The following is a 13,533-nucleotide window of genomic DNA, read 5'->3' as shown; positions in this document are numbered from 1 at the left end:
CTACGGCCCTGTGTCGGACGTGTGACAGGCGAGAACGCCGATCGTGGGGAAGCTCACGGCGAACCGGGGCCTGAACGGGCCCCGGCGCCTCAGGGCTGGACGGCCAGGGTCTCCACGACGCCCTCGCCGCAGGCCGGCGTGAGCGCCACCGCGGCGTCGCCCTCGTCGGAGACCAGCAGCACGATGAGCGCCGGCTCGGACTCGTACCGCGCGAAGTCGACCGCCACCACGAGGCCCTCGAACCGCTCGACGATCGCCTCCTCGCACTGCCGCCAGAAGTCGCCGCCCGCCGCGAGGTCGGACAGCTCTGGGGGGACCGCGCCGGTGCTCGAACCGTCGCCGAGGCTTCGCAGGGCCGCGAGGAGGTCGGCGTCGGCGTCGTAGTCGGCGCCCGTGGCGAAGGTCTCGACGCCCGCGATGCCCTCGGAGTCGATCGCGGGTTCCTCCGCGTTCGTTTCGGCACCGAGCTCTTCCTCCTCCTCGGTGCCCCCGGTCGCCTCGGGCGCGGCGCCCCCCGCGTCCTGTTCGGCCTGCACCTCGCTGGAGGCGCCCATGTCGCTCGCGCCCGGGTCGGACACGAGCTGCACGGCGGCGGCGACCGCGCCGACGGTCACCAGGACCGCGGCGGTCGCGCTGAGCACGGCGTAGCGGACCCGCTTGGGCCGCAGCCGCTCCGCCCACCGGTCGAAGGGACGCTCGCGGGCGGGGGCGGCGCTGTGGAGCGTGTCGGCGGCGGGCAGGGAGTCCAGGACGCGGTCGAGGCGCCCGGCGACCTGGTCGGGGAGGTCCGGGTAGTCGTGCGAGGACTGCCACAGGACGCGGCCGACCTCGGCCTCCGCCGCGTCGTTTCGGCGCTGCTGGCTCATCGGCCCCCCTCCTCTCGTCCGGTCGCGCTCGGGTGCGCCGTGGGAGGCGCCGTTCCTGGTTCGACGCCCCGCTGCGGCGGCGGGTTCCCGTCGCCGAGCGGCCCGAACTCGGTCAGCAGCGGCGCGAGCCGCCGCCGGGCGCGCGAAGCCCGGGACTTCACCGTCCCCGGGCGCACCTTCAGGATCGCGGCGACCTCCTCGACCGGGTAGCCGAGCATGTCGATGTAGACGAGTACGGCCCGCTGGTCGAACGGGAGCTCCGCGAGCGCCCGATGGACGCTCAGGCGCAGGGCCGCGTGCTGCGGGTCGGCGCCCGGGTCCCCGGCGACGAGCATGACCGCCTCCTCGGGGAGCGGCACCGTGGGGCGGCGCCCGGCCGCGCGGATGCGGTCGAGGCAGGCGTTGACGACGATGCGGTGCAGCCAGGTCGTGACCGCCGACGAACCGCGGAAGGAGCCCGCGGCCTGGTAGGCCTTGATCATCGCGTCCTGGAGCGCCTCGGCCGCGTCCTCGGGGTCGGCGAGGGTGCGCACCGCGACCGCCCAGAGCCGCCCGCGGTGTCGGCGGAACAGCTCCCCGAAGGCCTCCCGGTCGCCGCCGACATGGCGGCGCAGCAGCTCGGCGTCGCTCGGACCGTCCAGGTCCGCCGGGCCGGTCGGGAGGGGGGCGGGCACGGGACCGCTACCGGACGAAGACGTTGATGTCGGAGACGGTGAGCTTGAACCCGCCTGACGACGCGGGCAGCTCGGTCACCCACACCACGAGGTAGCGGGTGGAGGCGCCGCCGGCCTGGAGCTCGACGTTCGTGTTCGCGTCCTCGACCGGCTCGGCCAGGACGTCGAACGAGTCGACGATCGCCTGGTCGCCCTCCGAGGAGTCGCCGGGGTCCTCGTCGCCGCCGAGCAGGCCGACCGTCGCGCCCGCGCTCGTCATCTGGACGCGCACCGACGTGACCTCGCGGACCTCGCCGAGGTCGATGAAGATGCCCATGCCCGGCTTGAGGTTCCCGAACTTCGGGTCGTTGTAGAACGTGGCCGTGGACCAGCCCGTCGAGGCGTTGCCGTCGACGACGTTCTCGATGCCCTCGGTGTTCTCGCGGCTGCCGCCGGGCGGGTCGACCACGCGGATCGCGTCCTCGTCGAGCTCGACCTCGGTGGGGGCGGCCACCTCGGTCTCGTCCTCGCTCGCGTCCGCGGCGGTGTCCTCGCCGGTGACCTCTTCTTGTGCTCCCGCGGGGTCGTCGCCGCCGCCGAGCACCAGGGCGCTGGTGACCACGCCCGCGAAGATGACGGCGGCGATGACGGCCGCGATCACGGCGAGGCGCTTCATGCCGGCGGGGGGCGTCTCGGGCCGGAAGCGGCCGAGGTTGATCGAGTTGAGGACGCTCGTTGCCGTGTGCGGGGCGGCGGTGGCGGCCGGTTCGGCGGCGCCCGCCTCGCCGAGGCGGCGCAGCTCGACCGCGAGCTCCGCCGCGGAGGGCGGGGGCTGCGTGTGGTCGAGGAGGTCGGCGGTGAGGGTCGAGAGGGCGGCCGGGACGGCGGGGACGACCGCGGCGGCGTCGAGGACGCGGCCCCACTCGTCGGTCGCGGCGTCCGGCAGTCCGGTGTTCTCGGCGGCGACGACGCGCGGCCACGCGCCCGTCAGGCACGCGTACAGGGTCGCGCCGAGCGCGCGCACGTCCTCGACCTGCGTGTTCCCCGGCTCGTTGCGGGGCTCGGTGACCATGACCCGGTCGTCCTCGGAGAGGAGGATGCTGCCCGGGTGCAGGTCGGCGTGGGTGACGCCGCCGTCGTGGAGGGCTGCGACCGCGTCGGCCACCGAGGCGACGAGTTCGAGCGCGTGGGCGCTCTCCAGGGTCTGGCGTTCGAGGACGCCCCGCAGGGAGGAGCCGTTGACCCACTCGCGCACCACGTACGCGAAGCGGCCCTCGTCGACCGCGTCGTACACGTCGACCATCGAGTCGACGTGGGCGCGGGAGGCGGCGACGGCCGCGGTCATCGTCGGAGCGGCGTCCTCGCCGCCGGGGGAGCGCAGCACCACGGCCACGGAGCGGTGCAGGAGGACGTCGACGCCCCGCCACAGCTGGCGGTGGCCGTTCGAGCCCCCGACGTGCTCTTCGAGGCGGTACCGCTCGGCGAGCAGGTCGCCCACGGACGGCACTTCGGCGGAACTCATGATGCGGGGTCCTCCCCTCTCAATGCGACCCCGTGGAGGGCCTCGCGGCGGCCGCGTGCGGCGCCGTAATGCTGCGGACTTGCCGGGCGCGGCCTTCGCAGGCCGGACAGGCCGTTTCGCGATCCGGACCGGTTCGCTCCGGCCAGAGTGCACGTATGGATGGTACTTGCCTCATCGTCGCAGCTTTGCACGCACCGTTGCCTGGAGCGACGCCATTTCAGTGACGCGCAATACCAGGCAGGCCGCCACATACACGCCCAACAGGGCCGTGCCGAGGACGAAAGCGGCGAGCAGCTGGCCCAGTTTCGCGCCCCATCCGTCGTCGGGGAGGTCGGGCCACAGGAGCCAGCCGCCGTACGCCGCGCCGCCCGCGATGGCGGCCGCCGTCGTCGTGCGGACCAGGCCGTTCAGCGTCCGGCGCATGTCGAGCAGGCCGATGCGCTTGCGCAGCAGGCTCATCGACAGCAGCAGGCTCACCAGGTAGGACACGCCGTTGGCGGCGAACAGGCCCACGACCACCCACTCCAGAGGGAGGAACGCGAACGCCAGCAGGTACCCGCCGATGCGGAAGGCGATCACCGGCAGGTTGAACAGCGCGGGCGTCTTCGTGTCGGTCTGGGCGTAGAACGCGTAGATCTGGAGCTGGCTGATCGAGAACGCCAGCAGGACGATCCCGACCCAGGCCAGGGCCTGCCCCGTGGCGAGCGCCATCGTCCGGTCGTAGGCGCCCCACTGGAAGATCGCCAGGGCGATCGGCTCGTGGAGGGCGATGAACGTCGCGCTGATCGGCACGAGCAGGAAGCTCGCGAGCCGGATGCCCGAGGAGAGGTGCCCGGCGAGTTCGGGCCAGTGCCGCGCGTCGGCCGCGCGGGTCATGCGTGGCATGAGCGCGGTGATGACGGAGACGGCCACGATGCCGTGGGCCATCATCATCATGAGGTAGGCGTTGTTGTAGACCGTGGTGCCGGACACGAACTGGTCGGGCGCGGCGTTCCCGGCAGCGGTGTTCGCGACCTTGAGGACGGCCATGACCGCGACCTGGTTGGCGGCCACGAACAGGAGCGTCCACCCGGCCATGCGCCGGATCTGGCGCAGCGGGAGCGCCCGGAAGTCGAAGCGGGGCCGCCACCGGAAGCCGGCCCGGCGCAGCGCCGGGGCCAGGCACAGGACCTGGATGACCACGCCCGCGGTGGTGCCGCCGCCGAGGAGCACGACCATCCCGGCCGAGACCTGGTCGGCGGAGCCGAAGAGCTCCCCGGCGGCGTTCGGCGTCGCGTCGGAGGTGTAGACGGCGTAGAAGACCGCGGCGACGGTGATGACGACGAGGTTGTTGATGATCGGCACCCACATGGGGGCGCCGAAGCGCTCGCGGGAGTTGAGCACGCCCGAGAGGATCGCGAAGAGCCCGTAGAAGAGCAGGGCCGGGAGCATGAGGTAGGAGAACTCGGTGACGAGCTCGCGCTGCGCCGGCTCGGCGATCACGGCGGCGATGAGGGGCGCGCAGGCGGTGACGAGGATCGCGGCGGCGCCGAGGATGAGGGTGGCGAGGGTGAGGAGTCGCTGGGCGAAGGCGTTGCCGCCGTCGGCGTCGTTCTTGTGGGCCTTGACGAACAGCGGCAGGATGATGCTCGCGAACACGCCGCCGAGGACGAGCTCGTAGATCATCTGCGGGAAGTACTGCGCGGTCGTATACGAGTTGCCGAGGAGCCCGGCGCCGATCGCCGCGGAGACCACGACCGTCCGGCCGAACCCGGTGACGCGGCTGACCAGGGAGCCCGCGCCCATGAGGAGGCTGGAGCGGACGACGTTCTTCCCGGCGGGGGCCGCGGGGGGCTGCGGGGCGGGGCCGGCGGTGAGGGGCGCGTAGCCGTTGCCGGTGCGGGGGGCGGCCTGGGGCGCGTACCGGGGGTTTCCGTGGGGGCCTCGGACGGGGCCAGACGGCGAGGAGGCGGGGCCCGGTCTCGCGTTGGGTTCGGCCATTCTCGCACTCTCCGCTAAGCTTGCCCGGCGATGTCTGACAACAGTAGCGGTAAGGAAATCACGGTCCCGCCGATAGCCGATGAACTGGGTCGGGTCTTCGCCGGCGAGGGCTACGAGCTGCACCTGGTCGGCGGTCCGGTCCGGGATGCCGTGCTGCGCAGGCGGGTGAGCGATCTCGACTTCACCACCGACGCGCGCCCGGAGGCCACCGAGGCGATCCTGCGGGGGTGCTGCCAGACGGTGTGGACCACCGGCGCGGACTTCGGGACCATCGGCGGGCTCTTCCGCGGCGAGCAGGTCGAGGTGACGACCTTCCGTGCCGACGCCTACGACCGCGTCGGCCGCAACCCGATCGTGCGCTACGGCGACAGCCTCGAAGACGACCTCCAGCGCCGCGACTTCACCGTGAACGCGATGGCGGTCTCGGTGCCCGGCCACGAGTTCTGCGACCCGTTCGGCGGCCTCGGCGACATCGCGCGCCGCACCATCCGCACCCCCGCGGCCCCCGAGTCCTCCTTCGCCGACGACCCGCTGCGGATGCTGCGGGCCGCGCGCTTCGCCGCGCAGCTCGGCTTCGCGGTCGAGCCGGCCACGCTCGACGCGATGCGCCGCATGGCCCCCGAGCTCTCGCGCATCACCGCCGAGCGGATCAGGGACGAGTTCGTCAAGCTCATGCTCGCCCCCGACCCCGTGGTGGGCCTGCGCCTCCTCGTCGACACCGGCCTGGCCGCGCAGTTCCTGCCCGAACTGCCCGACCTGCGCATGGAGATCGACGAGCACGCCCAGCACAAGGACGTGTACGAGCATTCGCTCCAGGTGCTGCGCAACGCGATCGCGTTGGAGACCGACGGTCCCGACCTACTGCTGCGGATCGCGGCGCTCCTGCACGACATCGGCAAGCCCGAGACGAAGGAAGTGGCCGCGGGTGGCGGCGTCTCCTTCCACCACCACGACGTGGCCGGGGCCCGCCTGGCGCGCAGGCGGATGCGCGAGCTCAAGTTCCCCAAGGCCGACGTGCAGGCCGTGTCGCTGCTCATCAGCCTGCACCTGCGCTTCTACGGGTACGGCGAGGGCGACGAGGCCGGGTGGACCGACTCTGCCGTGCGCCGCTACGTCACCGACGCCGGCGAGCAGCTCGACCGGCTGCACGTGCTGGTGCGCTCGGACTGCACGACCCGCAACCGGCGCAAGGCCGAGCGGCTCGCGCGCGACTACGACGCGTTCGAGGAGCGGATCGCGCGCCTGCGCGCCGCCGAGGACCTGCGCGCGGTGCGCCCGGACCTCGACGGCAACGCGATCATGACGCTGCTGGGCCTGCCGCCCGGCCCCGAGGTGGGCCGGGCCTGGGCCCATCTCAAGGAGCTTCGGCTGGAACGGGGCCCGCTGCCCCGCGAGGAAGCGGAGGCCGAGCTGCTGCGTTGGGCCGCAACGGAAGGGATCGCACCGCGTCCAGACGCGGGCTGAGGATCTCGCTGATCACCAGGGCGCACATGACGGCCACGGCCACCCACCTCGCCCCTGCGGCGGTGAGGAACAGCCCCTCGGGGATGCCGCGGCCCTCCTCGGCCGAGACCTGGAGCATCTTGCCGTAGAAGGCGATGAAGTAGCCGAGCTCGGCGAGCTGCCACACCAGGAAGAAGCCCCACTTGGGGCGGGCGAGGATCGCCAGCGGCACCAGCCACAGCACGTACTGCTGCGACCAGACCTTGCCGAAGAGCAGGAACGCGGCCACCACGAGGAAGCACAGCTGCGCGAGGCGCGGCACGACGTCGTCGCCGAGCCCGTCCTTCAGCCGCGCCGCCAGCTCGTTCGGGCGCCTGCTCTGGGCGAAGTACCCGAGCAGTGCGATGCCCAGGCACGCGGCGGCGAACAGCACCAGGTACAGGTCGTTGACGAACTCGGCGTCCCACAGCGCCTCCCAGCCGGTGACGCCGCGCAGGACGTACCAGCCGGTGCCCCAGTCCACGGGGCGCTCGGAGTTGAGCTCGAAGAACCGCATCCACGAGTCGTGCCACAGGTAGGCGACCGGCGCGTTGATCGCCGCCCACACCACGGCCGCGGTCGCCGTGGTCTGGAGCGAGGGCAGGAGCCGGCGGCGGCGCAGGGCGAGGATGAGCAGCGGGCCGATGAACAGCAGCGCGTAGAACTTCGCGGCGACGGCCAGGCCGAGGAACAGCCCGGCGAGGACGGGCCTGCCGCGCTGCCAGTACAGGAAGAACGGCATCGCGAGGGCGACGGCGAACAGGTCCCAGTTGACGGTGGCGGTCACGATCATGACCGGTGCGGCGGCGAGCATCATCGCGTCCCACGGCCGCGACGGTCTGGAGTGGACCATCGCCGGGTCGTCGGTGTCGGTGCGGCGGTTGTCCTCGCGGATCTTGAAGAGCACCGCGATGGCGATGGCGCCGCAGACGAAGAGCACGATCGCGTTGAGGTGGTAGAAGATCGGGCCGCCGTCGGTGTTGAAGACGGTGCCGAGCCTGAAGGCGATCTGGCCGAGGAGGCCCATGAACCATCCGGTCAGTACCGGGTATTCGACCGGGTGGTCCCTGTAGGGGATCGCGCCCTCGTTGAGCCGCTCGGCCCCCCACAGTGCGCGGATGTCGGTGTAGCAGCCGCCGGTGTACTGCTGGAAGTCGACCCAGCCGCCCGCCGAGCACGGGTACTTCTGGAGCCAGTTGACGGCGAAGAAGACCAGGCCGACGAAGATGACGACCAGGAACGGGGACCAGAAGCGGCGCCGTGGCGGGTCGACCGCGTGGTCGCCGAAGGGCCCTCCGATGAAGCCGGAGGCGACGCGCGCGAAGCGGTCGGTGAGGGAGGGTGCGGCTATCGACCGCCCGGGGGGCGGCGGCTGCTCAGAGTGTGACGGCGGCATGGGCCCTATTGTGGCCCATGCCGCCGTCGCTTGGATATGCCGTCCGGGGCGGTGCCCCGGATCAGTGTTGCCGGTTATGGATCTTGTCTGTCCGGACCCTCGGTCGTGGCGCCCTCTGTGGGTCCGTCGGTTTCCGGGTCCGTCGGCTCGTCGGTCTCGCACGGCTCCTGGAACCAGTCGCCGCACTCCTCGCCGGTCTCGCCGTCGGTCGGTTCGTCCGTCGGGTCCCCCGTCGGCGGGTCGTCGGTGTCGTCAGCGGGCGTGCAGGTCTCGCCGTCCCAGGTGCCGCCGTCCTCGACGCACTCCTCTTGGGCCTCTTGGTTCGCCTGCCCCTTGCACAGCTCGTTGTCGGCGTTGGCGGCGCAGAACTCGCCGCCCTCGTTCGGGCCTCCGGCGTTCTCGATGTCCCAGTACGTCTTGTTGCCCATGTTGTCGACCTTGCCCAGCCACGTCTGCTCGTCCCAGGCCTCGTCGCCGTCCTTGGCCTCCAGGATGAGGGTCATCGCCTTGTACCACACCGGCTGGGCGGTGTTGGAGCCGTAGACGGCCTCCTTGTTGCCCTGGTCGTTGGCGATCGGGTCCGATTCGGAGGTCACGTTGCCGACCCAGGCCGCGATCGACAGCTGCGGGATCGCGCCGACGTACCAGGCGTGGGCCGCATAGCGGTCGGAGTACTCCTCGCACTGCGAGCCGACGTCGGTGGTGTCGGGGTCGTTGCGGCAGTCGGCCTCGAAGCCGCCGGCCTCCCAGGTCCCGGTCTTGCCGAAGTAGTCGCGGTCGAGTTCGGTGGCCTCGGTCTCGCCGGCGATCTCCGAGCCGATCCACTGGAGGTTGCGGGCCACGCCCTCGTCGAGGACGCGCTCGTTGAGGGTGAGGGTGTCATCCTTCGGCTCGATGACGTTGCCCTTGTTGTCCGTGACCTTGGCGACGAAGTGCGACTCGTTGTAGACGCCGTCGTTCGCGATGGTCGCGTAGATGGAGGCCATGTCGCGCACGCTGGTCGGGTACTGCCCGAACGCGAGGTGGTAGTAGAACGGGTCCGTCTTGCCGCCTTCGCCGATCTTGCAGGGCGTCGCTTCCTCGGCCTGGATGAACCTGCCGTCGAGATTGATGATCGGCTCGCAGTTGTCGTCGACCTTGATGTCGGCGTTGACGTCCCAGTTGCCGTTGGCGTCGACGACCGACTCGCCGTCGGCGTCGACGGCGGTGCCGTGCTGGGTGTAGGTGCCGTCGTCGTTGAGGACGTAGTTGATGGAGACGTCGTGGTCCTTGTCCTCCTCGTCCTGGAGCGTGCGCCCCTGGTTCATCATCGTCAGGCCCATCTGTTCGGCCAGCTCGAGGATCGCGTCGGCTCCGTACTGCTCGGCGATGCCGTACATCGGCGTGTTCTTGGACTTGCGGACCGCGTCGGTGAGCGTCATCTCCAGGTTCTTCTGGCCCTGGGTGCCGTTGCGCAGCGTGCAGTCGGGGTAGTCGGCGCCGCCGATGCACTGCTCGGTGTCGTCGAGCTTGAGCGTGTCGAAACCGCGCGGGGAGTCGGCGTTGAACCACGAATCGGTGGAGTCGCCTTCGGACAGTGCCAGGGCGGCCGTGACCATCTTGAAGGTCGAGGACGGCGGGTGCGGGGACTCGGCGCCGGCCTTGTCGACGCCGAAGCCGTTGTCGCCGCCGTAGTAGCCGAGGATCTCGCCGGTCTCCGGTTCGATGGCGACCATGGCCGTCATCATGTACTCCTCGTAGTTGGCGAGGGCGGCTTTGTCGTTGCTGTTGGTGAACTGGACGTAGCCCTCGTCGGTGAGGATCTTCTTGGCGTCGGAGATGTCGGTGACGACATCGCCGTCGGCGTCGAGGTACTCGCCGTCCTCGTTCGTGTCCACCTTGATTTCGCCGCGCGAGCCGGTGGTCTTCAACGACGCCTGGATCTCGGGGTCGATGGTGAGGGTGATCTGGTACCCGCCGTCGTACAGCGGGTCGTTCTCGTGGTCCTCGTTGTTGCCCTTGAGCATGTCGCGGGTGAGCCCGTACCGCTCGTAGAGCTCGTCGAAGACGTAGCCGTCCTGCTCGTTGATGATGAAGCCGACGTCGGTGTTGCCGCCCCAGGAGCCGCTGGCGATGAAGTCGGTGATCGGTTCGGGGTACTCGTACCCGTCGCGTTCGGACTGGCTCAGCTTGCCGGTCTCCACCAGCGCGTCCATGGTGTAGTTCCAGCGGCCCTTGGAGGCCCCCTCGTCGTACGTGTCGTAGAACGGGTCGTAGTAGCCGTTGGGCGACTTGACCTGCATGACGATGAACGCGGCCTGGTCGTAGGTGATCTCCTCGAGCGGCACGTTGAAGTAGTTCTTCGCCGCCGCCTCGATGCCGTAGGCGCCGCGCCCGAAGTATGCCATGTTCAGGTAGGCGGTGATGATCTCGCCCTTTTCGTACCTGTCCTCCAGCTTGATGGCGGTGGCGGCCTCCTTGGCCTTGCGGTCGTAGGAGATGTCCTCGCGCGCGTCGAGGACCATGCCCGCGTACTGCTGGGTGATCGTGGAGGCGCCCTGGGTGTCGCCGCCCTTGATGTTGTTGACGAGGGCGCGCATGGTGCCGAGGTAGTCGACGCCGTTGTGCTCGTAGAACTTCCGGTCTTCGAGCGCGACGAGCGCCTGGGTCACGGTCTCGGGGATGTCCTCTTCGGCGGCCTGGAGGCGCAGGGTGTCGCCGTAGGCGCCGGCCTGCTTGCCGTTGGCGAGGTAGAACGCGGAGGACTCGCCCTGGTAGGCGATACCGGAGAGCGGGGGGACGGACTGGAAGAAGATGGTGCCGGCGATGGTGACGGCGGCGACGAACAGGACGCCCAGGGCGACGAACACGGCGAGCATCTTGCGTCCGATGCGCTTGCGCTTCTTGCCGTCGGGGCCTTTGCCGCCCGGGCCCTTGCCCGCGCGGCGGCGGCCGCCGCGTTCGGGCGGTTCGCCCGGGCCGCCGGTGCGGGCGCCGGTGACCGAGGCCGAACCGACTGAAGCGGAGCCGACCGAGGCCGAGCCGACTGAGGCGGAACCCACAGAGGCCGAGCCCACTGAGGCGCGGCCGGTGCGGCCGGGGCCGCCGACCGAGGCGGCGCCGGAGGCGGGACCGCCGATGGACGCGGAGCCGCGTCCGACCGAGGCGGAGCCGCGCCCCGCAGAAGCTGAGCCGCGTCCCGCGGGGGCCGAGCCGCGGCCGACCGCGGCCGAGCCCGACGCCGGGGTGCCGTAGGGGGAGCGGTTGGGTTGGGGAGCGGAGCCGTAGGAGGAGCGGTTCGGCTGGGGGGAGGAGCCGTGCGCTCCGCCCTGCTGTCCGCCCTGCCGGCCGCCGCCCCATCCGTAATCGGGATCGTTGGAGCCGTTCTGGGCGTTGCCGTAGGCGCGCCCGCCCTGTTGACCGGCGCCGCGGCCCTGGGCCCGCCCGTCCTCGGGCGGCGGGGCCGGACGATAACCGTAGTCGCTCATGCTCAACCATCCACGTGATGTGTAACCCGGGCGGGGGCCGGGTCCCGCCGGTCGGGCCGGCGCACCCGGCGCGCGAGTCCCGGAGGGAGCGCGCCCGGCAGACCGGCGTTCGCAAGGTCTACTCCGGCATGGGGGGTGGCCGGTCGCCTCGCAGTCTCGCACACCGAATCTGAGCGATCTCTGCGAGATCGCTTGGTGGGTGCGAGCCTATCGGATCCGAGTGCCGCTGACCAGGGAGCGAACCCGCGCCTTGACGTGATCTGCACCGGCCGCTATGGTTGCTCTGATGTATCGCCCCGATACATCGAAGAGTTAGATCGCCGTGTGAGAGGAGGGGCGCGATGCTTGAGCTGGCCATACTCGGACTCCTGCACGAATCCCCCATGCACGGCTATGAGCTGCGCAAACGCCTACTGGCCCTCTTGGGGGCCATCCGGGCCGCGTTCAGCTACGGCTCCCTCTACCCCACTCTCAAGCGGATGCGTCAACGCGGACTCATCGTGGAGGAGACCCCGGGTGGAGGCGTCGCCGAGAAGGGCGCCACCGTCAAGGGTGCACCCGAGAAACCGCTGCTCACGGGCCGGAGGGCCCGAAAGGTCTACCGGCTCACACCCGAAGGCAAGGAGCACTTCGCTCAGCTCATGGCCGGGGCGGACTCCGCCCACGCCGCCGACGAGGCCCTGTTCGGAGTGCACTTCGCGTTCTTCTCCCGCACCGACCCGGCCACGCGCCTGCGGATCCTCGAAGCGCGGCGCCGCCGCGTCGAGGAGCGCCGCGAGCGCATCCGGGAGGCCCTCGCCCGCACCGCCGAGCGGCTCGACGCCTACGGGCTCGAACTCCAGCGGCACGGCCTGGAGACCGCCGAGCGGGAAGTGCGCTGGCTCAACGAGCTCATCGCCTCCGAGGAGGGCCGCAGCCCGCGGCAGCACACCGATTTCGGCGACCCGCTCGCCGAGCCGGGACGGCCAGACGCCGCCCCGATCCAGGGAACACCCGATCCGGCTCCGAGCGCCGGAGACCCAAATAAACAAGGCAAAGGAGGCATGCGCGATGGGTAAGCTGCGCGTAGCCATTGTCGGCGTGGGCAACTGCGCCTCTTCGTTGGTTCAAGGCGTCGAGTACTACCGTGACGCCCAGGCCGAGGACCGCGTTCCGGGCCTCATGCACGTCCAGTTCGGCGACTATCACATCAACGACATCGAGTTCGTCGCCGCGTTCGACGTCGACGCGAAGAAGGTCGGACAGGACCTCTCCAGCGCCATCAACGCCTCGGAGAACAACACCATCCAGTTCGCCGAAGTGCCCCCGACCGGCGTGAACGTCCTGCGCGGCCCGACCCACGACGGGCTCGGCCAGTACTACACCGAGATGGTCACCGAGTCCTCCGAGTCGCCCGTCGACGTCGTCGCCGCGCTCAAGGCCGCCAAGACCGACGTCGTCGTGTGCTACCTGCCGGTGGGCTCCGAGACGGCCGCGAAGTTCTACGCGCAGGCCGCCATCGACGCGGGCGCCGCCTTCGTCAACGCTCTGCCGGTGTTCATCGCCTCCGACCCCGAGTGGGCCCAGAAGTTCACCGACGCGGGCATCCCGATCGTCGGCGACGACATCAAGTCCCAGGTCGGCGCCACCATCGTGCACCGCGTGCTGGCGAAGCTGTTCGAAGACCGCGGCGTGCGCCTCGACCGCACGTACCAGCTGAACTTCGGCGGCAACATGGACTTCATGAACATGCTGGAGCGCACCCGGCTGAAGTCCAAGAAGATCTCCAAGACCCAGTCGGTCACCTCGCAGATCCCGCACGAGATGCGCGGCGCCGACGTGCACATCGGCCCCTCGGACCACGTGCCGTGGCTGACCGACCGCAAGTGGGCGTACATCCGCCTGGAGGGCACCACCTTCGGCGACGTGCCGCTCAACGCCGAGCTCAAGCTCGAAGTCTGGGACTCCCCGAACTCCGCGGGCGTCATCATCGACGCCGTCCGCGCGGCGAAGATCGCCCTCGACCGCGGCCACGGCGGCCCCGTCGAGAGCGCGTCGAGCTACTTCATGAAGTCCCCGGCCAAGCAGTTCTCCGACGAAGAGGCCCGCATCCTCGTCGAGAACTTCATCGCCGGGCTGTAGCACCCAGCGCGCCGCAAGGGGGATCTCGTGTGCAAAACGAGGTCCC

Annotated in this window: 9 protein-coding genes; 3 read left to right on the top strand and 6 right to left on the bottom strand. The window is 70.7% G+C overall.

What is annotated here, in order from left to right; translation table 11 throughout:
• Nucleotides 1-89: 89 nt before the first annotated feature.
• The 4 genes from E9998_RS17200 to murJ form a co-directional block, all read right to left on the bottom strand.
• Complete coding sequence (locus E9998_RS17200) at nucleotides 90-866, bottom strand: hypothetical protein (RefSeq protein ID WP_136530927.1); 777 nt, start codon at nucleotides 864-866, stop codon at nucleotides 90-92.
• Complete coding sequence (gene sigM, locus E9998_RS17195; protein WP_136530926.1) at nucleotides 863-1,540, bottom strand: RNA polymerase sigma factor SigM; 678 nt, start codon at nucleotides 1,538-1,540, stop codon at nucleotides 863-865. Before sigM ends, E9998_RS17200 begins: the two co-directional genes overlap by 4 nt.
• Nucleotides 1,541-1,547: 7 nt before the next feature.
• Complete coding sequence (locus E9998_RS17190) at nucleotides 1,548-3,041, bottom strand: protein kinase domain-containing protein (protein ID WP_136530925.1); 1,494 nt, start codon at nucleotides 3,039-3,041, stop codon at nucleotides 1,548-1,550.
• 171 nt (nucleotides 3,042-3,212) lie between these two features.
• Nucleotides 3,213-5,021 carry a murein biosynthesis integral membrane protein MurJ gene (gene murJ, locus E9998_RS17185; protein ID WP_136530924.1) on the bottom strand — a complete coding sequence of 603 codons (1,809 nt, stop codon included), beginning with the start codon at nucleotides 5,019-5,021 and terminating at the stop codon, nucleotides 3,213-3,215.
• 30 nt (nucleotides 5,022-5,051) lie between these two features.
• Here murJ and E9998_RS17180 point away from each other — a divergent pair, with 30 nt between their 5' ends.
• Nucleotides 5,052-6,485, top strand: a complete 1,434-nt coding sequence (locus E9998_RS17180; RefSeq protein ID WP_136530923.1) for a CCA tRNA nucleotidyltransferase — start codon at nucleotides 5,052-5,054, stop codon at nucleotides 6,483-6,485.
• On the opposite strand, the gene E9998_RS17175 is transcribed toward E9998_RS17180, so the two are convergent.
• Nucleotides 6,376-7,899, bottom strand: coding sequence for a glycosyltransferase family 87 protein (locus tag E9998_RS17175; RefSeq protein ID WP_136530922.1), 1,524 nt, complete (start codon nucleotides 7,897-7,899; stop codon nucleotides 6,376-6,378). The genes E9998_RS17180 and E9998_RS17175 overlap by 110 nt on opposite strands.
• Before the next feature lie 74 nt (nucleotides 7,900-7,973).
• Nucleotides 7,974-11,366 carry a transglycosylase domain-containing protein gene (locus tag E9998_RS17170; RefSeq protein WP_136530921.1) on the bottom strand — a complete coding sequence of 1,131 codons (3,393 nt, stop codon included), beginning with the start codon at nucleotides 11,364-11,366 and terminating at the stop codon, nucleotides 7,974-7,976.
• Between the two features lie 341 nt (nucleotides 11,367-11,707).
• Between E9998_RS17170 and E9998_RS17165 the strand changes: the two genes are divergently transcribed.
• The gene (locus E9998_RS17165; RefSeq protein ID WP_136530920.1) at nucleotides 11,708-12,424 is read left to right on the top strand and encodes a PadR family transcriptional regulator; all 717 of its coding nucleotides are present in this window, start codon (nucleotides 11,708-11,710) and stop codon (nucleotides 12,422-12,424) included.
• Nucleotides 12,417-13,487: an inositol-3-phosphate synthase gene (locus E9998_RS17160; RefSeq protein WP_136530919.1), complete on the top strand. Its 1,071-nt coding sequence runs from the start codon at nucleotides 12,417-12,419 to the stop codon at nucleotides 13,485-13,487. The genes E9998_RS17165 and E9998_RS17160 overlap by 8 nt, the downstream gene beginning before the upstream one ends.
• The last annotated feature ends 46 nt before the right edge of the window (nucleotides 13,488-13,533 follow it).

This window comes from Glycomyces paridis (assembly GCF_004912155.1).
Lineage (GTDB): Bacteria > Actinomycetota > Actinomycetes > Mycobacteriales > Micromonosporaceae > Glycomyces > Glycomyces paridis.
This window is presented reverse-complemented; position numbering and strand designations above follow the sequence as displayed.